The following is a 19,749-nucleotide window of genomic DNA, read 5'->3' as shown; positions in this document are numbered from 1 at the left end:
GGTGCTCCTCTAAAGTGGCAGTTTGAACAGGGAGTGCAGGCCCTGGTACGTCATCTCGTGCGAGGTGACGAAGAACCCGGGAAACAACTGGCTGAGGGCGGCCTGCCGGATGACCGTCTCCCGCACCGCGTGCGTGGTCAGCTCCTCCAGGCCGGCGACGACCTGAGCCGGGACCCCGCCCTTCGCGGCCCGCTGATAGGCCTCCGCGATCGCCTCCCAGCGACCATCGAACGCCTCGCCGAGGTCGTCGGCGACCGTGCCCCACGTCTTCTCGAAGCGCTCCAGCTTCGTCGACGACGTCCAGTCCACGTTGGTCACCCGGGCCGCCTCGGCGTCGACCAGTAGCAGGTCACTGCGGAGCTCACCGACGGTCGTGGACGCCTTCCACCCGAAACGCTCGGCGAGGTGGGCGGCCAACGCCTTCTCCGCGCCGGCCGCGGACGGGCTCCCGGTGAAACCGACGAGCCGCAGCAGCAGGTCCCGGTCCGGATGGCCGAGCAGCAGTTGGGCGACCGTCTGCCGTAGCAACGCGTCGGAGCCGCGCAGGGCCGCAGCCAGCTCCGGGTTGGCCGCGCGGACCGCCTCGACCACCGTGGCCAGCGACTTCTCCGCGAACGGCTGCAACCCCGGCGAGCGAGCGACCAACTGAGCGGTCTCGGCGGCCATCCGCCGGTGCACCTGTTGGCCGAGCCGCCAGGGCTGCGCCTGCCCAGCCTTGCGCAGCGCGCGGAACTCCTCGTACGCGGCGGTCTGCAACGCCCGGTTGAACACGGTGGTCAGGCGCTGCTCGAGCTGGCGGGCAATGGCGGCCCGCACGGCGGCGGCCCGGATGTCGCGAGGGGTCTTGGGTGGTTTGAGCTCGCGCAGATCCTCGACGCGCTTGATGATTTCGTCGAGTGCCTCGTTCAGCTCGGCGCGGGTGGCCGAGCGACCGGCCGACGACACCGTCTCGGACATGCACGCCATCAGGACCGGCCGGCCGTCGACGCTGATCAGCGCGCTGAGCCGGGCGCCGGCACCCGCCCCGGCGAACGCCTCGGCGTGCGCCGCCTGGTTGAACACGGTCAGCGTCAGCTCGGCGTCGACCAGCAGCGCCCTGCCCTGCCGGAACAACGCGTCGAGCACCTTCGGGGTGAACAGGGTACGCAGCACCGCCAGGCCCACCTGTGGCGTGGCCAGCAGCGCCGCACGACCGATCGCGACGAGCAGCGCGGCGATCTGGGTGGTCAGCAGACGGACCTCGGCGGCAGCCTGCCGGGAACCAACGATCAGCAGCGGCACGTACCGGATCGCGGCGCGCACCGCCACGCCACCGAGCAGCCGGACCAGCTGAACCAGGCCGGTCAGCAGCTGGAACAGGTCGCCGGCGATCCGGCCGAGCAGCCGGCCGGCGGCGAACGGGTCGAGCGCCTCGAGGTGCCGGCCGAATTCCGCCGCCCAGCCGCGCCAGAGTGCCAGCAGCCGCTCGGGCACCGTGCTCGGGTCCAGTGCGGCCACGATGCCAGCCAGCGCCTCGCGGACGACGGTGGCCTGCTCGGCGAGACGTTGCAGGCCCGCCCGGGGGTCCACCGTCAGCACGATCAGGGTGGTCATCTGCTCCTGCTGGAGGCGACCGATCAGCTGCACGAGTTTGCCGAGGTCGACCACCACCGTCGCGACGGATTCGCCGACGCCCACCAGGAAGCCGTCGAGGAAGAGCTTCGGATTGATCCCGTTCCAGGCCGCGTAGTGGCGCATCGCGTCGAGCAGCGCGGGGTCGAGGCCGAGCAGGAATCCGCGGAACGCCCCGTCCGTGTCGACGTCGGAGGCCGCCAGGTCGAAGAACGCCTCGGCCAGCCCAAGCCTCGCCAGCATCGCGATCAGATCGCCGACGTTGTCGGCGGAGATCCGACCGGTCATCGCCTGCAACACCCGGCTGCGGGTCATCGAGCGGGTGGCGTGGGCGTCCACCCAGTACCGCACGGTCAGCGCGACGAACTCCACCCGCGGGTCCTGGGTACGTGCGCCGAAGACCGCCGCCCGGTTCTCGGCGGACACCCGCGGCACACTGAACCAGTCTCGGATCATGACCGACTCACCCGTCGGCTGTCCCAACTACCCCACCCCCTCCGGCCCCGAGTGCACTGTCCGGGCAGGGGGATTCGGGCGGTAGCGCTGGGTCCAGAACCCGACATCCATCCACTTCGGAATGCCTTGGCAGAGCAAGGGAACTTGTCGATTCTTTGTCGTCGGATGTTCGGTGTCGCGTCAACGAGAATTGTTAGCGTGCGCTGGCCGCCACCGACGGCGGTTCCGTGTGAAGGGACGTCGATGCGTAGGACAACACAGTGGTCGGCCCGCGCCCTGGGCGCTCTCGCGGGCGTGGTCGCGCTGGTGGCGGCCCTGCTGCCGGCCACTCCGGCGGCTGCGGCGAACGTGGCCTTCAAGGCTGCGACGCTGAACATCTACAACGGGCTGAGTCAGGCCGACTTTGTGCACGACCTGAACCTGATCGCGTCCAGGGCGGATCTCGTCGGTCTCAACGAGGTCGGCAACCGCAAGGCTTTCCTGAAGAGCTGGGCCGCCGACAACGGGTGGTGGTTGTCCGCGCCGGGCGGGACCAACCAGGCCGGCGAGGCGCTGATCGCCAAGAAGAGCATGTTCGACGTGCTCGATCAGGGCTCGGTTTTCGTTTGTGACACCAACGGTCCGGGCGAGGTGCCGCCCGCGCGCTACAACAACTGGGTCAAGTACCGGCACAGGGCCAGCGGCCGCAACGTGACACACATCAACGCCCACGCGGTGGCCAGCATCGAGACCGCCGGACGGCCGGAGGACCTGCCGCGCACCCGGTGCGCCGAGGCGCAGTTCCAGGGACTCAAGGAACTGGCGGTCGACAAGCAGAGCGAGGGCCAGGTCATCGTGAGCGGTGACCTCAACGTCGACTTCAGCGCCGACCGGAGCTACGGGTACGCGAAGTTTCCGTGGCAGGTCTTCGAGGCCAACGAGCTGCCGAACCTGCGCTCCAACTACAACCTCTACGGCGAGAAGGGCACCGGAACGCACGGCAACCGGCACATCGACTACGTCTACTTCTGGAAGCGGCTGCCCGAGCATCAGCTCATGTGGATGACCGACTACGACATCGTCGGTGGCACCAGGTCCGACCACAACGGTGTCGTCGCGACGTTCTCCATCCAGAACTGACGCGCTCGCCCTGGTCGTCGTGGATCGTCGCCCGGGACGGTTTGCCTGGTTCTTGACCGGTGGCTGTGCTGGCTCGGGGTGTTGATCTAGGCTGCCGACGTGGCGACGCTGATCGAGATCGTGTCCGTCATCGGCGCTGCCCCGAACGTGGTGTTCGATCTGGAACTTGACGTAGACGTTCATGCCGCATCCCTGCAGGGCAGCCAGGAGACGGCCACAACCAGCACAGGCCAGCGCCACCTCACCCTCGGGGACGAGGTTACCTTTCGCGCTCGTCATCTCGGTTTGCGCTGGTGCATGACCAGCCGTATCACCGCTTACGAACGCCCATACCGCTTTGTCGACGAGCAGACGCGGGGTCCTTTCCGCGCCCTCCGTCACGAGCACCACTTCCAGGCCCTCGCCGGCGGTGCTACGAAGATGACCGACCGCCTGAGTATCAGCGCACCCATGGGACCGTTGGGAGTGGCGGTGACCCGGTTGCTGATCGCGCCGTATCTGCGACAGCTACTCAAGCGGCGGGCGGCCCACATCAAGAATGTGGCCGAAGCCCGCATCCGTAGGGCATGACCCGCTTCAGACAATTCTGGTACGGCGAGGTCACCACGTTGGAAGGGCTCGCCCAGCCGGACGACTTCACTGCCCAGCGGCAGACGTACCTGAGCGGGGTCGCAGAACGGCGGCGCCGCATGGGCAAATACTGAGGCTCAGAAATCGGAGCCGTCCCGGGCGCCCTCATGTCGACACGTGGCAGACACTTGATGGCATGACTGTGTCTGTGGATCGGCAGGCTCTGGGACGGATCGTCCGCGAGTTCGGTGCCCGATGGACAAGGGATGCCGCCGACATCGATACCTACCTGGCAGCACAGGTCTCCGACACGAGTCATCGAGAGGTTGTCGGCCCGCTGCTTGCCGCCAGCGGGGCCAGTGGTGTTGTCCGGGTGGGGGGTCGCGAGGTCTCGGCCTGGGGCGATCCGGCCGTCCCTGAGATGGCGTTCAGCGTTACCAAGTCGGTCGTGTCGGTCGTGGCTGGCCTGGCCTTCGACGACGGGCTGCTGGTGCCGGACCAACCGGTACACCAGGTCGTTGACGTTCCCGAATTCCACGGGCCGCACAACGAGCGAATCACCTGGCGGCATCTGCTGCAGCAGTCGAGTCAGTGGGAGGGCGAGCTGTGGGGCAAGCCGACGAGCGTGGACGCGCAGAGCTTCCGCGAAAGGACAGAGGTGCACGGCACGCCGCCGGGAGAGGGGTGGGCGTACAACGACGTGCGGATGAACCTGCTCACCTACGCGCTGACGCTTCTGTTTCGTAGGTCGCTACCGGACGTGCTGCGGGAACGGGTCATGGTCCCTCTGGGTGGCTCGGACCGGTGGTCGTGGCACGGGTACCGGACGAGCGCCGTCGACATCGACGGCCACCGGGTCGAGGTGGTTTCCGGCGGCGCGCACTGGGGTGGGGGCCTTGTTGTCCCTGCCAGGGATCTGGCCCTGATCGGGCAGCTCTTCCTGAACCGAGGGACCTATGCCGGGACCCGCCTGCTGAGCGACGACTGGATTGATCAGTCATGGGCTCCATGCCCGGTCAAACGTGAATACGGCTATCTGTGGTGGCTCAATGATGAGCAGGTGCCGTGGCCCGGTGCCCCGGCGACCGGCCGCAGCGCCCGCGGCAACGGCGGACGACACCTGCTGTGGGTCGATCCGGCCCGTGAGCTCGTGCTCGCCTCCCACTGGACCGAAGAACCGCTCGATCTGATCCGCGAGGTTTCTCGAACCGTCACGGGCCTCAGCCCCAGCCCGACTTCGCCATAGCCACAGCCGATCTGCCTTCGGAGCTGGTTCCAGTTCGTCGCGGTGCATGTCGGTTTGGGTTCGAGCCTGGTTTGGGGGAGCCGGTTGGGAACTGGGCCTTGCAGCGGGAGCAGAATGGCCGGGTGGAGCAAAAGGTGATCGATGCTGTCCGGAACGGTGACCTCTCCGCTGCACGCCAACATCTGAACGCGCTGCCGGTTGAGGCGCAGTGGCAGGACGAGGGCCGTGCGGTGGCCGGCGAGATTGCCCGCTGGGGTGGCCCGGGGCTCACGCAACTGCTGTACGCGCACGGTGAAGCCGTGCCCTCCGGACCCTGGGGCGACGTCGACCCAGTGGTCTGGGCGGCCGAGCACGGGGCCAGCAGCCTGTTGGCACATCTCCTGTCGTGTCACCCGGTCCCGGAGGCCACACTGCGGACTGCGCTCGACGCAGCTCGGGCCTGGCTCGATGTCGACCCGGAGGCTGAGCTGCGCCGCCGGTCGGGGGCGGTGGACGACGACGCCGTCACGGTGACTCGGGATTACCTCAGCGTGGACGAATACTCGCCCCGAGCGCTGCGGATCCGCCTGACCGCCGCCGACGGCCGACGAGCGGAGGTCCTTGCCGAGCACCGGGCCGTCGTCACCGCCCTCGAAAGGTGGCTGGACCTCCCCGTCTCACGCGACGAACTGCTGGGGCGTGCCCTGTGGTCGGCGGACCCGGATTCGTACGACTGGCAGGCGTCGCGGCACGCCGTCATGACCCGGTACCCGGTGGAGGAGACCTTCCGGTGGGCAGCCGGGCGGCTCGCCGACCCGGAGGCGGCGGCGCGCGGCTTCGCCGCGGAACTGCTGCACTTCTGCACGCTGGACGGGGAGGCCGCGGACGCGCCGTACGCCGCCGATGCACTGGTGGTGCTGCGGGATCGAATGGCGGTCGAGACGGACACCGAGACGCTGTGCAGCGTGCTCGGTGCCTACGCAGGCTTCAGCGAGATCGGCGCGATCCTCTACGAGTTTCTACCGTTCGTCCTGGACCATCGCCCCCAGGTGCGCAGCCGCGTGGCTGCGGACCTGCTCAATGGCGTCGGTGGCCCCGCCGACGACCCACCACGTCACGTCCTGGAGGCGATGCTGAGCCTCGCCCAGGACCCGGACCGGACGGTCCGCGCGGTGACGACGGCGGAGTTCATCTATTCCGCGATCGACGTGCCCGCACTGCGAGAGCTGCTCGCCGATCTGATGAGCGGCGACGACAAAGAGGTCCGGGTCTACGCGGCGAGCGGCCTGGCCCTGCGAGGGGATGCGCACGCCCTCGCGGAGCTACGCCGGATGAGCGAGGAGGACGGGTATGACTCGCTCGCCTGGTCCCAACTCGATTCCGTGGAGCGGATGCTCGCGCCGCCGGCTCGGTCCTGACTTGCACCAGAGGGATGTGCCGAGATGAAGGCAAGCCATCGGTGTCAGTCGAGGACTGTCGTCGAGCGCCCCCTCTCCACGGTGTACGCGCCCGCAGAGATCACACCGAGGGTCGTGGGGGTCAGAGTCAGCGAGACAACGCCGCCGGGCAGCTCGCGCGCGCTCCCGTCGGAGGCTGCGAATGTCGCGAACGTCGATCCGTCCGGGAACAGGCGCTTTCCGGTTCCGACGACGACCGGGTACTGGAGCAGCCGGTAGAGGTCGACAAGTCCAGCCTGGTGCAGCGCCTGCACGAGCTTCCAGCTGCCGTGAACCTGAAGCTCCTTGCCGGGAAGCTCCTTGAGTCGGCGCACGTCGTCCACGATGTCAGTGCGGAGGACCGTCGTCGGGCTCCAGTCTGCCTCCTGGTCCGTCAGCGTCTTGCTGACGACATACTTCGGCAGCGTGTTCAGCTTGGTGGCGATCAGGTCGCCAGGCGCGGTGACCTTTGTCCAGTACCCGCCGAGCAGGCCGTAGCTCGTGCGGCCGAAGAGGAACGCGTCCGCCTCACGGAACCAGCCCTCGACGACCTCGTTGGTGTGCACGGATGCGTGCGGGACGAGCCACCCGCCGCGGTCGAAGCCGCCCGAGCGGTCCTCGTCGGGAGCTCCCGGTCCTTGCATGATTCCGTCGAGGCTGACGAAGACGTTGACGCTGAGCAGCACGGTTCTCCTCCGAATTCCGGAACGGGGACAGTCGCCGGGGCGGCCGGCAGACGGAGGTTAGCTGCCTGGTCGCGGGCCGATCTTGTACAGAAACGACATCGATGCCTCGTCGCCCGCGCGCAGCCCCCGCGCGGTGCGCCCGACGTAGCGCCGCAGCGCATGTGCCAGGTGAGCTTGGTCGAAGTACCCCAGCGCCTCGACGACCACGCGCCAGTCGAGCCCATCGCGCAGCATCGTGGCCGCGGCGTTCACGCGGTCGATCTGCGTCACGGCGGTCTGCGAGAGGCCGGTAACCGCGCGGTACTGCCGCTGAAGGGTTCGTTGGGACGGATGGCCCTCGGGGTGCCCGGCGAGGTGCTCCTCGACTCTCAGGCGTGATCGCACCAGCAGACCAGCGTGCCGCAGGCGCCGGACGAACTGCTCGGCGTTCTCGTACGTCGGCGCTTCCCAGTCCTCGCCGCCGATGACTATCCGGCCCGAGTCCGTCACCGGGAAGGGCACGTACCCGTCGACGATTGATGCTGCGGGGTGCGGCCGAAGAACGGTGCCGAGCGTGAGCCGGATCCCGAGGAACTCGGCGTTCGGTGGGACCGGCGCAGTAGTCGCCCTGGTCTCCGGCCCGCGCAGGCTGGCAAACAGATGTCCCTGCATGCGGGTGAGTATCAGTTGGCTGCACGTGCGTGCTGCGGACGTCATCGTTTCTTCCACGTCGCTGCTGGTCCGCCACACGCGGTCGACGATGCTCGCGTCTGTCTCGGTGTCACGATGGTCGAATCGCAAGCGCAAGGCCTCCTCCACCGCGAACCAGCGACGTTGGCTCCCGAGCGTAGGGGATCGATGTGGATCACGGACGGCATCTACGAGTACGGTTTCGGTGCTCGACGAGCACGGGCATCGGCGGCACGTCGCCAGGGCGGGAGCACCCGGCCCGGTGGTGACGGACCGTGGGAGGGAGCGAGCGTGGCGCAGCGGAGAGCACTGGTTGTTCGGGGTGGCTGGGAGGGGCACCAGCCGGTCAAGGCGACAGAGTTGTTCATCCCCTTCCTCGAACGCAGCGGCTATGCCGTACGGGTTGAGGAGTCGACGGAGATCTACGCCGATGCGGCCGAGATGGCCGCCACCGACCTCGTGGTGCAGTGCGTGACGATGTCGCAGATCACCTCGGACCAGTCGGCGGGCCTCAGCGCGGCGGTCATCGCCGGTACGGGCTTCACCGGCTGGCACGGCGGCATCGTCGACTCGTTCCGCGCGTCATCCGAGTACCTGCATCTGGTGGGCGGCCAGTTCGCGACCCACCCGGGTAAGGAGCCGTGCGAGCGTCACGGTGGCGCGGAGGACAACTTCCTGCCGCACACGGTGCGCATCACCGACCTCGGCCGCGAGCATCCGATCACTGCGGGGATCGAGGACTTCGACCTGGTCACCGAGCAGTACTGGGTGCTGCACGACGACCTGATCGACGTACTGGCCGTCACCACCCACCCAACGCAGGCGTGGCATCCCTGGCACCGGCCGGTCACCTCGCCGGCGATCTGGACCCGGCTCTGGGGTGCCGGGCGCATCGTCGTGACGACCCCGGGGCACAGCCCTGACGTGCTGGAGCACGCGGACGTCCGTACCGTCATCGAGAGGGGGATGGTGTGGGCGACCCGCACCGCGTCGGCGTCGTAGGTCTCGGGGTCATCTCCCGCGCGTACCTGGACACGCTCGCGAACCACCCCGCGGTGAACATCGTCGCGCTGGCCGACCTCGACGCAGCCCGGTCGGCCGCGGTCGCGGCCACGATTCCCGGCGCCGAGGCGATGAGCGTCGAGCGCCTGCTCGCCCGCCCGGACGTGCAGACGGTGCTCAACCTGACGATCCCCGCGGCGCACGCCGATATCTCGCTCGCCGCGATCGACGCGGGCAAGAACGTGTATGTCGAGAAGCCACTCGCCGTGACGTTCCCGGACGGTCGCTCGATCATCGAACGGGCCGCGTCGGCCGGCGTCCGCGTCGGGTGCGCGCCGGACACCGTTCTGGGAACGGGTACGCAGACGGCGCGGGCGGCGATCGACGGTGGGCTCATCGGACGCCCGATGTCCGCGTCGGCCGTCATGGTCACGCCGGGGCACGAGCGCTGGCATCCCAACCCCGACTTCTACTACGCCCCGGGCGGCGGTCCGTTGCTGGACATGGGGCCGTACTACATCTCGGCGCTGATCCACCTGCTCGGGCCGGTTCGCGCGGTGAGCGGAGCCGCCGGCCGTCTGCGCGCCGAGCGCGTCATCGGCTCGGGCCCGCGTACCGGCGAGCGGATCCCGGTGGGGGTGGACACCCACGTGACCGGGGTGCTCGAGCACGCCAACGGTGCTCTCTCCACCATCACGACGAGCTTCGACGGCGTCGCGACGACGGCCGCGCCGATCGAGGTGCACGGGGAGACCGGCACGCTCGCCGTACCCGATCCGAACCGTTTTGACGGTGAGGTCCGCCTCTTCGCGCTCGGTGGTACCGAATGGCGCGTTCTGGAACCGCGGGCCGGTTACGCCGAGGGTGCCCGAGGCGTCGGTCTGATCGATCTTGTCAGGGCCGAGGGTCAGCGTCCGCCGCGCGCTGGCGGCGGCGTCGCGCTGCACGTGCTCGAAACGATGACCACCCTGCTCCAGTCGGTGGCCGAAGGCCGGCGGATCGAGCTGACGACGGTGGTGGAGCGGCCCGCGCCAGTGCCACTCACGCCGGTCGAGGACTGGACGGCGTACGACGCGTAAGTAGTCAGGCGCGTCGAGCCTGAGCACCGAAGGCCGCATCGGGCACCTGCCCGGTGCGGCCTTCGCTGTGCGCGGTTCCTGCTGCGGCACTCGGACGGCCTGCTCAGGCCAGGTGGCGACCGCCTCGCTGCCGCTGCTACAGTCAAGTTGTTGCTGCAGCAAATTTATCACTAGCAAATACTTTGCCGAAAGGGTTCCTTCGATGACCAAGCTCTCCGTCATCTACTACTCCTCGACCGGTACGGTCCACGCGATGGCCAAGCGGCTCGCCGAGGCTGGCGAGAAGGCCGGCGCCGAGGTGCGGCTGCGCCAGGTTCCGGAGCTTGCCCCCGAGGAGGCCATCGCCTCCAACGCCGCCTGGAGCCAGCACTTCGACGCCACGAAGACCGAGGCGAAGGCGGCCGCCGACGACGTCGTCTGGGCCGACGCGGTGCTGTTCGGCACCCCCACCCGTTACGGCAACGTCTCCAGCCAGCTCAAGCAGTTCATCGACACCCTCGGCCCGCAGTGGGGGCAGGGGCTGCTGGCCGACAAGGTGTACGCCGGCTTCACCGCATCCATGACCGCCCACGGCGGTCAGGAGTCGACGCTCCTGGCGCTTTACAACACGATCCACCACTTCGGCGGTCTGGTCGTCGCCCCCGGGTACACCGACCCGCTGAAGTTCGGCGACGGCAACCCGTACGGCGTCTCGCACGTCACCGGCGGAAGCAACGACGCTCCGCTGGGCGACGCCCAGCTCAACGCCCTCGACCACATGGCTCAGCGGGTCGTCAAGATCGCTGGCAAGCTCACCGCCTGACAAGCCTCGCTGCTGCTGGGTGGCCTCCCGAGCAGACGCGAACGATCAGGGGACAGTGGTTCGAGTCGCTCCGAGCGCCCAGCAGGCCAAGGGCCGGTTTCCCGCCAGGGGGAGACCGGCCCTTTGGCTGCCGGTTGTCATCGCGGGAGTGATGTCAGCATTTCTCGCAACCAGGCAATCTCGGTGCGGCTGGTGGCGGTGGCGATGCGGAACAACCCTTGGCGAAAAGGGTCGTGGGGAAAGTCGTCAGCGCGCAGCGGTCGATCGCCGTCCCAGAAGAAGCTCGCCGGCTGGGTGAGGAAATCGAGCCGGCGGCGCAGGACGGCCGCCTGGGCTGCGGGATCGTCGAGGTGGCGCAGGAACGCCAGCAGCGTGAACCAGCGGTTCTCGTCGGTGATGAAGAGTTCGTCGGGTGTGCGGAGCTGACGCAACAACTCGGCCTGTCCGGCCGGGCTCAGGATCAGTACGTGCCGTGGTGCCGCCACCTGGCCAGCCTGCACGTCCCGGCGAAGCAGACCCGCACGCTCCAGGCGCTTGATCGTCGGGTACAGCGTCCCGTCCGCGATCGGCCGGACGTGGCCGGTGAGTGCAGCCGCGCGTTTGCGTAGCTCGTACCCGTGCAGCGGGGCGTCGGCCAGGAAGCCCAATATCGCGAACTCCAACACCGTGCTAACTTACCTCGGCAACGGAATACCTCGAACACGAGGTATCAGTCGGGAGGTATGTGATGCGTGGCGCCCAGGTCCGACCGGATGGCACGACGATCCGCTGGGTGGAACTCCCCGGCGCCGAACCCACACGGGTCTACCTGCACGGACTCGGCGCCTCCTCGCCGACGTACTACGCGGCGGTGGCCGCCAACCCCGCCCTGGCCGGACGGCGCAGTCTGCTGATGGATCTGCTCGGGCACGGCATCAGCGACCGGCCGGCCGACGCCTCGTACACCCTGGAGGAGCACGCCGACCTCACCGCCACCGCGTTGACCGCAGCCGGGGTCAGCGCCGCAGAGGTGATCGCACACAGCATGGGCGGCGCCGTCGCCGTCGTCCTGGCCGCCCGCCATCCGCACCTTGTCTCGGCACTGGTTCTCGTCGACGCCACCCTCGACCCGCAGCCTCCGGGCGTCGGCATCGGTGCCCGCTACACGGAGGAGCAGTTCGTACACGGCGGCGGCCGGTCCGAGACGCTCACCCGGGTCGGCCCGGCCTGGGCGGCGACGATGCGACTGGCCGGTCCGGAGGCGCTCTACCGCACGGCGGCACACCTCGGCCGCGGCACCACCCCCACCATGCGGGAACTGCTGCTCGAACTGCCCGTGCCGCGCACCTACCTCCACCCGGCCGGCAACGAACCGATCGGTGCGCAGGCCCTGACCGACGCCGGCGTGCGGGTGATCTCCGTACCCGACAGCGGCCACAACATCATGCTGGACAACCCCGACGGCTTCGTCGCGGCCACGGTCGCGGCATTGCCGGCGTAGCGCAGGCGTTCCATCCGCGATCCCGCGCGGTCGTACTCAATCGGCTGCCGCTCACCGCGCGGCATCGAGCAGGGCGAGGTCGTCTTCTGTCAGCCGCACCTGGGCGGCGGCGATGTTCTGTTCCAGGTGTGCCAGGGAGCTGGTGCCGGGGATGAGCACGATGTTCGGTGAGCGGGCCAGCAGCCAAGCCAGAGCCACCTGCGGCACGGTGATGTCGTGCCGGCTGGCGACGGCGCTCAGGTGCTCGGCGGTGAGCGGTTGGAACCCGCCGACGGGGAAGAACGGGACGTAGGCGATACCGGCCTCGGCGCAGGTGTCGACGAGTGGATCGTCGTCGCGGGCGGCGATGTTGTAGAGGTTCTGCACGCACACGATCTCGGCGACGGCGCGTGCCCGGTCGACCTGCTCGGGCGAGACGTTGGAGACCCCGATGTGGCGGACGAGGCCTTCCGCACGCAGGGACATGAGGGTTTCCAGCGCGCCTTCGAGCGGCGCGTCGGTGTGTCCGCGATCGCCCATGCGGAGGTTCACCACGTCCAGCCGGTCCACGCCGAGGGAGCGCAGGTTGGCCTCGATGCCGCGGCGGAGGCCATCGGGAGTGAGTCCGCGCTGCTCGGTGGGTGGCAGCGTGATGTCGGGCCCCTCGACCAACGCACCGACCTTGGTCACGATGACGAGATCATCGGGGTACGGGTGCAGTGCGGTGCGGATGAGTTCGTTCGCGGACACGCCGTCGCGTGCGTAGTAGTTGGACGTGTCGAGGTGGTTCACGCCAAGGTCCACGGCGCGACGCAGGATCGCCATGGCGGTGTCCCGGGCAGGTGCCTCACCCCGTGGCCAGCCGGTGAGTTTCATGGTGCCGTACCCGAGCCGGTTGACGGCGAGGTCTTCGCCGAGCGTCCATCGTTCGTTCGTCATGATCAACAATCTAGTCCTCGGTTCTTGACAGGGGGAGTCGCTTCGGCGTCTAATCCATGTCGCGACATACATGTCACGACACCTAAGGAGTACGATGAAGCCGATCAAGCGGGTTACGGTCGTCAGCACCGGCACCGTCCAGATCCGCCCCGAGCACCGCGAAACGAACGGCACCCCGCTGCTGTGGTGGCTCAACACGTCGCGCCGGTGGACCGAACCACTCCCGATCAACGTGTACGTGATCGAGCACGACAAGGGGCTGGTGCTGTTCGACACCGGCCAGGACAGGCGCTCGCTCACCGATCCGGGGTACTTTCCGGGCGGTCCGGCCGGACAGATCTACCGCAGGCTCGCCAAGTTCGACATTCCTGCGGGCGCAACCCTGACCGACCGACTTCGCGATCAGGGTTACGACATCGCCGACGTGCGCGTGGCGATCGTCTCCCACCTGCATCAAGACCACATCGGCGGCCTGCGGGAGCTGCCGAGATCGGCGCGGATTCTGGTCGATGCCGCCGAACTCGCGGAGGTCGACAAGAAGTTCGCAGTCTTCGCCGGGCTGATGCGGGAGCACATCCACGTGCCCGGCGTCAGGTTCACGGCTGTCACCCCGCAGCGCGTCGAAGACCCCGCCATCGCGCCGTTCACGCACGCCCACGACGTCATGGGCGATGGCTCGCTGTTGTTGCTGCCAACCCCCGGGCACACGCCGGGCTCGATGTCGCTGCTGCTACGCGGTGAGGGGCTGCCGCCCATGCTGTTCGTCGGTGACGTCACCTACGACGTGCAGCGTCTCGCGGCCGATCGCATCCCCGGAGTCGGCGACGCCCGCGGACTGCACGAGGTCACCAAGCGAGTCAACATGTTGGCCGCCCGCCATCCGAGCATGCCGATTCTCGCCGCACACGACCCTTCGGCGGCCGGGCTCCTGGCCACGGCGCTGCGAGAACACGGCACGATGCAGGTGTGAGAACAGCCGAGCAGCTTCGCTACCTCATCCTCGCAGCACAACGAGAAGGCAACCGCCAGCTCACCGTGCTGCTGTCCGAGATCGGCGTAACGCCGGCGCAGTCGGAAGCACTGCGCATCATCGGCGACCACGGACCGCTCGCGCTCAGAGAACTCGGCGACATGCTCGTCTGCGACACCGGCACCAGCCCCAGCCGCATCGTCGACCGACTCGTCGCCGCGGGTCTCGTGGAGAGAACCACGAGTGAACACGACCGGCGGCAGGTCAGGCTCATGCTCACCGAGCAGGGACGGGACAAGGCCCTCCGCGTCGCAGAGATCGAGAACCGGCTGTACGACCTGCTCGACCGTGCCAGTGAGGGAGCGGACATCGGCGCCTTCCTCAGGTTCCTCGACGGCTTCACCCGACAGTCGCCCGCCGGCTCAGCTCTCGCGAACCGCCTCGCCGCCGAGAAGAAGCAAACGGAATGACCGCGTCGCTGGGCGCGGCGCGTACACAGGGGATCCCATGACCTTTCAGCTAGGCCTCGACATCGCTGCCCCAGCGGAGCGGGTGTTTGAATTTGTCGCCGACTTCACCACCATGCCGAGGTGGTATTCCGCAGTGCGGCGCGTGGAGCGCATCGGCGGCATCCGCGGCCTGGGAACCCGATACAAGGTGTATCGAGATCTCCCCGGTGGGCCCGCCCTCAACGACGTGTCAATCACCAAGCATGCAGAGGGCGAGGAGGTCGTCTTCACATCACTGAGCGGACCTACTCCGTTCACCTATCGCTACCTCGTCCGGCCCGCACGCGACACCACGAGACTCATCCTCGAGGGCACGATCAGCGCAGCCGGACTCACCGGCCCGGCCGCACTCCTCGGACCGCTCGCCGAGCGACTCTTCAGGGGCGGGATGCGCGACAACCTCGGCGCACTGAAACAACTCCTGGAGTGACCAGCAGCTCTGCTCGGTGGCGTAGGGCTTCGCAGTGGCGCACAGCGCGCACTCGGGTCTGGTCAGGCTGAAGCGGGTCGCCACCACCGGCCGCGATGCTCTCCGGCGATGGATGACTCCTCCTCCCCAGCAGAGGGGAACGCACTGCCTCTGCTGAGGCATTGGCATCCGCCATTCCGATCACCGGCGGTTTGCTCGTCCCTCATCGGCGTCGACCCGTTAGGGTGACGCGGCCACGTTGGGACAATCGTGAGTGCTGTTCAATAGTCGCGGGGGAAGAGCCAATGAAGGATCTCAGCCACAAGCCGACCCTGACCGGACACCTGGTCACGCTGCGGCCCGTAACTGTCGACGATGCCGAGGCCATGATCGCAATCATGGCCGACCCCGAGGTGGGCCGCCTCACTGGAAGCGTCAGCAACAGCGCGGACCTGGGAGTTGCCCCACCCCTTGAGGGCAGCCGCGACTGGTACGGCTCACGGGGCGCCACCGACGACCGGCTGGACCTGGCCGTCGTGGACAAGGCCACACGCCGCCTCGTCGGCGAGGCAGTCCTCAACTGTTGGGACCCCGATGCCCGCAGCGTCAGCTTCCGCACCCTCATCGGGCCGGAGGGGCGCGGTCGCGGACTGGGCACCGAAGCTACTCGCCTCCTCGTCCGCTACGCCTTCGACGAGCTCGGAATGCATCGGGTCGGGCTCGAGGTCTTCGACTTCAATCCCCGCGCCCGCCACGTCTACGAGAAGCTCGGCTTCGTTCACGAAGGCACTCGTCGCCACGCCCTGTGTTTTGACGGCGATTGGATCGACGCCCACGACATGTCCATCCTCGAGCACGAGTGGGCCACGCACCGTGGCAACCTCTGACGGCACGGATGTCCCGGTCCGGGCCGGCTCGTCGTCCTGCTGAGGATCGCGGCGGTCGGATCGTCCCGGTCGTCCAGGCAGCGGCGACCGGGCACCGACGCGGCGTCAGCTGCCGGCCGGTGCCGGGGAGGTGGGGGCGGCGGCAGGACGTCGACGTCGCGACACCGCTCCCACCACGACGTCGACGACGAGGAAGGTCAGCAGGGTGAGCCCGAACAGCGGCAGCGCCCAGCCGATCGCCACGGTCACCGGTACGCCGATCAGCAGCGCCCAGAACGGGAGGCCGCGTAGGCCGCCGCGGGTCGGCGGGGTGCCCGCGAGGGCGCGGCGGTCGCCGCGGGTGGGTCGGCGCTGCCACCACATGCGGTAGCCCCAGACGATGACGCAGAGCAGCCCGAGGGCGAGCGCGGCGAGCAGGATCTGGTTGGCCAGGCCGAACAGCAGGCCCATGTGGGCCTGGATGCCGAGGCCGCTGAGTTTGGCCAGCAGGGGCCAGTCGGCGAAGTCGCTGCGGTCGGTGATCGTGTCGGTGGCGGGGTCGACGGCGACGCGGTCCTTGGCGACCGGCCACGTGTTGTCGGTCTGCGTGACGGTCCAGGCCGAGCCCGGCGCGGTCGCCGGGGCGATCTCGACCGGGCCGGAGAGGCCCGCGTCACGTGCGACCGTCAGTACGCGGTCGAAAGCCGCCGACTCGACCAGCCCGCCCGCCCCGGCGTCACCGTGGTGGTGGCTGCCGCCGTCGGTCCCGGCCGGGGCGGCGGCGAGGCTGGTGGAGATCTCCGGAGTGCGAGCGTCGAGCGCGTCGAGGCCGGCGCTGAAGTTCGCCCCGGCATAGCGGGACCAGGTCAGTCCGGTCGCCGAGAGGAAGAGCAGGCCGACGGCGAGCCAGATGCCGGTGGTGGCGTGCCAACCCCGGGTGCGGCGGACGCCTCTGCCGGCGGACAGGTCCGGCACGAGCAGGTGTCGGGCGGTGGCGCGAGCGGTGCTGCGGCGGCGCCACCACAGGATGACTCCACCGAGAGCTAGCACCCAGAGCCAGCTTGCGGCCAGTTCGGAATAGTGCTCGCCCACCGTGCCCAGGTGCAGGTGGCGGTGCAGGTCGTCCAGCCAGGTGGCGGCCGGTGTGGAGCCGAACCAGGTGGTGAGCTGCCCCTGGGACTCGGCGGTGTAGGGGTCGATGTAGACGGTGTGCTGTTTGTCGCCGAGCTCCGGCAGGGAGAACATCACCTTTGTGGTGCGGTCGCCGTCGCCGGGCTGCACGGCGGTGATGCTGCCGTCGGGGTGCGCGTTTCGCGCGGCGCCGACCTGCTCGGCCAGCGGTAGCGGACGCTCACCCACCTGGGCGACCGTCAACTGGTCTCCGTAGAGAATGTTGTCCAGTTGCGGGGTCGTGGTGTAGGCCAGACCAGTCAACGCGGCGACCACCAGGAACGGTGCGACGAGGACACCGGCGTAGAAGTGCAGCCGGAGCAGCAGCGCGCCCAACGGCGAGGCTCGCCGTGACGGCCGGGCGGGTGCGTCGTCGGCCGCAGCGGGCTCCGGCGTCGGCGTGCCGGACAACTCGGTGAGAGACATGTTCGTCCGATCGGCTCGTCGGGTCGCGCCCGATGGTCGGTCCTCGTACTGGTGGCGCGTCGGCGGGCGGTTCGTGCGCATCGGCTCCCGCTTGATGTGGTAGTCGGGAGGATGCAACGCGCGGTTCCCACGGACTTGCCAAACCAGGCACGGGCCAAGCTCGACGTGGTCGACGCGGCTGTTCAGATCTGGTGGAACCCGGGACCGGTCGTTCGTCGAGGGTCTTCGGCGTCCTGCCCCGCAACGGCGAGGAACGCGTTGTAACGGGCGAGGTCGTCATCCTCGCCCGCGGCGTCGGCCCGGTCGGCGGCCCGGTCGAGGCGGGCCTGTTCGCGCTGGTCGGCTCGGATCCACTGACGAACCAGAATGATCATGACAATCGCGGCGGGGATCTCCCCGAACGCCCAGGCGATGCCGGCGCCGAGCTTCTGGTCGTCGAGCAGCGATGACGCCCAGGCGGGGTGCACGGAGATGTACCAGTCGGGCGCGATCACGGTGGTGGTCTGCATCAGGACCAGGCCGAAGAAGCCGTGCGCCATCATCGACGCGAGATGGATGGTCACGAGCAGGGGGTGGGGGAGGCGCCGACGGCCCGGGTCGACGCCGATGAGCACCCAGAACATCAGGTAGCCGGCGACCACGAAGTGGGTGAGCATCGCCAGGTGACCGAGGTGCGAGCGCATCAGTACGCCGAGCAGGTCGCTGAAGTACAGGCCGAACAGGCTGACGGAGTAGATGCCGAGCGCGACGAGGGGGTGCGTGAGCAGCTTGGTCGGCCGGCTGCGCACCGCGATGAGCAGCCATTCCCGGGCACCGCGTACCTGCGGGTCGGCCGGTCGGCGCAGGGTACGTAGGGCGAGCGTGACCGGTGCGCCGCCGACCAGCAGGATCGGCACCACCATCGACAGCACCATGTGTTGGGCCATGTGCGCGCTGAACAGCACGTAGGCGTAGCCGGCGACGCCCAGATTGGTGGCCGCGGCCAGCAGCAGCATCCCGCCGACCCAGCTCGCCGTCCGGGTCGCCGGCCACCGGTGCCCGTCGGCGTGCAGTCGCCGTACGCCGCTCAGGTACCCGCCGATACCCAGGGCGCAGAGGGTCAGGAAGAACATGTCCGGCAGGGGTTGCCCAAGCAGGTTTTCGGGCGTGGGCGCGGCGGGCAGCGGGAAGCCGAGCAACTCGGTGATCGGGTCGGCCTCGCTGCTGGAGACGGCGGCGGGGGTAGGGCTGCGGGACAGCGCCACCGCCAGTCCCACGGTGGCGGCGAACACGATCAGCTCCCCGGCGGCCAACCGGCCGAAGGCGCGCCGCTGGCCGGCGCGCAAGGCTGGCAGGGTACGGGTGCGGTGTGCCGCGCCGGCGGCGCCGAGGATCAGCAGCGCGGCGAGTTTGCCGAGGACCAGCCAGCCGTAGCGGGAGTGCCAGAGCTGCTCCACCGCGCCGAGCCGTACGGCAGCATTGGCAGCGCCGCTCACCGTCACGGCGACGAAGCAGCCCAGCGCGAGGCGGCTGTACCGGGCGACGGCATCGGCGAGCAGCCGGTTGCGTCGCACCATCAGCAGGGCGACGAGCCCGCCGATCCACATCGCGGCGGCGAGGATGTGCAGGGCCAGGCTGGTGACCGCGATCTGGTGGTTGCCGGCCCCGGCGGCGTGGCCGGTGAAGGCCGGGGGCAGTACCGCGACGCAAGCCAGGACGGCGACGGTCGCAGCGAGCCCTCGGGAGACACCAGCGCGCGACAGGAGGGCCACCGTCAGAGCCAGACCTGCCTGCAGCGCGAGGGACTGCCCTTGGGCGATGGTGGTGGCGAAGCTGACCACTGTCGAGGGTCGGAGCGTGTCCAGGGGCTGCCCGAGCAGGTCGGAGACCGTCAGCACGATCAGCGACAGCGCCGCCACCGCCCATCCGACCGCCGCGATACTCGCCCGTCGCAGGAGCATATAGCCGTGGGGCGAGACGCTGCGTTCGTCGCCGGGCAACAGGAACGCGGCGGTCACCAGCATCCCGACGGTGACGGTGGCCAGCCCGTCGGAGAGCAGCCGGACCGCTGGCAGCGCCCAGGTCGTCGCCGGTCCCGCGTCGGGCAGGCCCGGGATCGCGGCCGTGAGGGCGCCGCCGAGCCGCAGGCCGAGCAGCAGCAGGGCGACCCCCGACATGCCGGCGGCAACCGCGATCAACCAGCTGGACCCTCCGGCGTCTGCGCGCCGAGCGTTGATTCGAGCTCGGGTGGTCGCTGGCGCGGCCGTGACGATCGTGGAGGCACTGCCGGAGCTGTCGGCGGCGAGCTGATGCGAATCTGTGTCGGACACTTGTTGACCTTGACTCTGGAGTGATGAGCTGTCGCAG

20 protein-coding genes are annotated in these 19,749 nt (G+C 69.0%); 13 read left to right on the top strand and 7 right to left on the bottom strand.

What is annotated here, in order from left to right; genetic code table 11:
• Nucleotides 1-9: 9 nt before the first annotated feature.
• Nucleotides 10-2,067 carry a hypothetical protein gene (locus HNR20_RS03345; RefSeq protein ID WP_221309685.1) on the bottom strand — a complete coding sequence of 686 codons (2,058 nt, stop codon included), beginning with the start codon at nt 2,065-2,067 and terminating at the stop codon, nt 10-12.
• A gap of 243 nt (nt 2,068-2,310) precedes the next feature.
• On the opposite strand from HNR20_RS03345, the gene HNR20_RS03340 reads away from it, so the two are divergent.
• From HNR20_RS03340 to HNR20_RS03320, 5 genes are all read left to right on the top strand, one after another.
• Nucleotides 2,311-3,186, top strand: coding sequence for an endonuclease/exonuclease/phosphatase family protein (locus HNR20_RS03340; protein ID WP_184176388.1), 876 nt, complete (start codon nt 2,311-2,313; stop codon nt 3,184-3,186).
• A gap of 99 nt (nt 3,187-3,285) precedes the next feature.
• Nucleotides 3,286-3,756, top strand: coding sequence for an SRPBCC family protein (locus HNR20_RS03335; RefSeq protein ID WP_229687146.1), 471 nt, complete (start codon nt 3,286-3,288; stop codon nt 3,754-3,756).
• Nucleotides 3,753-3,890 carry a hypothetical protein gene (locus HNR20_RS03330; RefSeq protein WP_184176386.1) on the top strand — a complete coding sequence of 46 codons (138 nt, stop codon included), beginning with the start codon at nt 3,753-3,755 and terminating at the stop codon, nt 3,888-3,890. Before HNR20_RS03335 ends, HNR20_RS03330 begins: the two co-directional genes overlap by 4 nt.
• A gap of 62 nt (nt 3,891-3,952) precedes the next feature.
• Complete coding sequence (locus tag HNR20_RS03325; protein ID WP_184176385.1) at nt 3,953-5,002, top strand: serine hydrolase domain-containing protein; 1,050 nt, start codon at nt 3,953-3,955, stop codon at nt 5,000-5,002.
• Nucleotides 5,003-5,124: 122 nt separating this feature from the next.
• A complete protein-coding gene (locus HNR20_RS03320) occupies nt 5,125-6,399 on the top strand; it encodes a hypothetical protein (protein WP_184176383.1) in 1,275 nt (424 codons plus the stop codon).
• A 44-nt stretch (nt 6,400-6,443) separates the two neighbouring features.
• Here HNR20_RS03320 and HNR20_RS03315 read toward each other — a convergent pair whose 3' ends face one another.
• Nucleotides 6,444-7,103, bottom strand: a complete 660-nt coding sequence (locus HNR20_RS03315; RefSeq protein WP_184176381.1) for a dihydrofolate reductase family protein — start codon at nt 7,101-7,103, stop codon at nt 6,444-6,446.
• 57 nt (nt 7,104-7,160) lie between these two features.
• Nucleotides 7,161-7,901: a helix-turn-helix domain-containing protein gene (locus HNR20_RS03310; protein WP_229687145.1), complete on the bottom strand. Its 741-nt coding sequence runs from the start codon at nt 7,899-7,901 to the stop codon at nt 7,161-7,163.
• 162 nt (nt 7,902-8,063) lie between these two features.
• Between HNR20_RS03310 and HNR20_RS03305 the strand changes: the two genes are divergently transcribed.
• The 3 genes from HNR20_RS03305 to wrbA all read left to right on the top strand — a co-directional run bounded on the left by HNR20_RS03305 (nt 8,064) and on the right by wrbA (nt 10,655).
• On the top strand, nt 8,064-8,774 hold the full coding sequence (locus HNR20_RS03305; protein WP_184176379.1) for a ThuA domain-containing protein: 711 nt from the start codon (nt 8,064-8,066) through the stop codon (nt 8,772-8,774).
• Complete coding sequence (locus HNR20_RS03300; RefSeq protein WP_184176377.1) at nt 8,744-9,853, top strand: Gfo/Idh/MocA family protein; 1,110 nt, start codon at nt 8,744-8,746, stop codon at nt 9,851-9,853. Before HNR20_RS03305 ends, HNR20_RS03300 begins: the two co-directional genes overlap by 31 nt.
• A gap of 202 nt (nt 9,854-10,055) precedes the next feature.
• On the top strand, nt 10,056-10,655 hold the full coding sequence (gene wrbA / locus HNR20_RS03295; protein WP_184176375.1) for an NAD(P)H:quinone oxidoreductase: 600 nt from the start codon (nt 10,056-10,058) through the stop codon (nt 10,653-10,655).
• Between the two features lie 137 nt (nt 10,656-10,792).
• On the opposite strand, the gene HNR20_RS03290 is transcribed toward wrbA, so the two are convergent.
• Complete coding sequence (locus tag HNR20_RS03290; protein WP_184176373.1) at nt 10,793-11,320, bottom strand: PadR family transcriptional regulator; 528 nt, start codon at nt 11,318-11,320, stop codon at nt 10,793-10,795.
• Nucleotides 11,321-11,382: 62 nt separating this feature from the next.
• On the opposite strand from HNR20_RS03290, the gene HNR20_RS03285 reads away from it, so the two are divergent.
• Nucleotides 11,383-12,135 carry an alpha/beta fold hydrolase gene (locus HNR20_RS03285; protein ID WP_184176371.1) on the top strand — a complete coding sequence of 251 codons (753 nt, stop codon included), beginning with the start codon at nt 11,383-11,385 and terminating at the stop codon, nt 12,133-12,135.
• Between the two features lie 51 nt (nt 12,136-12,186).
• Here the strand turns inward: HNR20_RS03285 and HNR20_RS03280 are convergent, their stop codons facing one another.
• A complete protein-coding gene (locus tag HNR20_RS03280) occupies nt 12,187-13,053 on the bottom strand; it encodes an oxidoreductase (protein ID WP_184176369.1) in 867 nt (288 codons plus the stop codon).
• Between the two features lie 70 nt (nt 13,054-13,123).
• On the opposite strand from HNR20_RS03280, the gene HNR20_RS03275 reads away from it, so the two are divergent.
• From HNR20_RS03275 to HNR20_RS03260, 4 genes are all read left to right on the top strand, one after another.
• Nucleotides 13,124-14,023 (top strand): MBL fold metallo-hydrolase, encoded by a 900-nt coding sequence (locus tag HNR20_RS03275; RefSeq protein WP_308425435.1) that lies wholly within the window; start codon nt 13,124-13,126, stop codon nt 14,021-14,023.
• Entirely contained in the window at nt 14,020-14,493 is a 474-nt protein-coding gene (locus HNR20_RS03270; protein WP_184176365.1) for a MarR family winged helix-turn-helix transcriptional regulator, read from the top strand. The genes HNR20_RS03275 and HNR20_RS03270 overlap by 4 nt, the downstream gene beginning before the upstream one ends.
• Before the next feature lie 37 nt (nt 14,494-14,530).
• Nucleotides 14,531-14,962 carry an SRPBCC family protein gene (locus tag HNR20_RS03265; protein ID WP_184176363.1) on the top strand — a complete coding sequence of 144 codons (432 nt, stop codon included), beginning with the start codon at nt 14,531-14,533 and terminating at the stop codon, nt 14,960-14,962.
• Between the two features lie 284 nt (nt 14,963-15,246).
• Nucleotides 15,247-15,828 carry a GNAT family N-acetyltransferase gene (locus HNR20_RS03260; protein WP_184176362.1) on the top strand — a complete coding sequence of 194 codons (582 nt, stop codon included), beginning with the start codon at nt 15,247-15,249 and terminating at the stop codon, nt 15,826-15,828.
• Between the two features lie 105 nt (nt 15,829-15,933).
• Here HNR20_RS03260 and HNR20_RS03255 read toward each other — a convergent pair whose 3' ends face one another.
• The gene (locus HNR20_RS03255) at nt 15,934-17,403 is read right to left on the bottom strand and encodes a PepSY-associated TM helix domain-containing protein (protein WP_184176360.1); all 1,470 of its coding nucleotides are present in this window, start codon (nt 17,401-17,403) and stop codon (nt 15,934-15,936) included.
• A gap of 182 nt (nt 17,404-17,585) precedes the next feature.
• Nucleotides 17,586-19,712, bottom strand: a complete 2,127-nt coding sequence (locus HNR20_RS03250; protein ID WP_229687143.1) for a bifunctional copper resistance protein CopD/cytochrome c oxidase assembly protein — start codon at nt 19,710-19,712, stop codon at nt 17,586-17,588.
• Nucleotides 19,713-19,749: the final 37 nt, after the last annotated feature.

Source organism: Micromonospora parathelypteridis (assembly GCF_014201145.1).
In the GTDB taxonomy this organism is placed as follows: Bacteria; Actinomycetota; Actinomycetes; order Mycobacteriales; family Micromonosporaceae; genus Micromonospora; species Micromonospora parathelypteridis.
This window is presented reverse-complemented; position numbering and strand designations above follow the sequence as displayed.

Coding starts and splice junctions, on each gene's coding strand:
- HNR20_RS03345 (WP_221309685.1), bottom strand. CDS start 2,067: ATGATCCGAGACTGGTTCAGTGTGCCGCGGGTGTCCGCCGAGAACCGG.
- HNR20_RS03340 (WP_184176388.1), top strand. CDS start 2,311: ATGCGTAGGACAACACAGTGGTCGGCCCGCGCCCTGGGCGCTCTCGCG.
- HNR20_RS03330 (WP_184176386.1), top strand. CDS start 3,753: ATGACCCGCTTCAGACAATTCTGGTACGGCGAGGTCACCACGTTGGAA.
- HNR20_RS03325 (WP_184176385.1), top strand. CDS start 3,953: ATGACTGTGTCTGTGGATCGGCAGGCTCTGGGACGGATCGTCCGCGAG.
- wrbA (WP_184176375.1), top strand. CDS start 10,056: ATGACCAAGCTCTCCGTCATCTACTACTCCTCGACCGGTACGGTCCAC.
- HNR20_RS03285 (WP_184176371.1), top strand. CDS start 11,383: ATGCGTGGCGCCCAGGTCCGACCGGATGGCACGACGATCCGCTGGGTG.
- HNR20_RS03280 (WP_184176369.1), bottom strand. CDS start 13,053: ATGACGAACGAACGATGGACGCTCGGCGAAGACCTCGCCGTCAACCGG.
- HNR20_RS03275 (WP_308425435.1), top strand. CDS start 13,124: ATGTCACGACACCTAAGGAGTACGATGAAGCCGATCAAGCGGGTTACG.
- HNR20_RS03265 (WP_184176363.1), top strand. CDS start 14,531: ATGACCTTTCAGCTAGGCCTCGACATCGCTGCCCCAGCGGAGCGGGTG.
- HNR20_RS03260 (WP_184176362.1), top strand. CDS start 15,247: ATGAAGGATCTCAGCCACAAGCCGACCCTGACCGGACACCTGGTCACG.
- HNR20_RS03255 (WP_184176360.1), bottom strand. CDS start 17,403: ATGTCTCTCACCGAGTTGTCCGGCACGCCGACGCCGGAGCCCGCTGCG.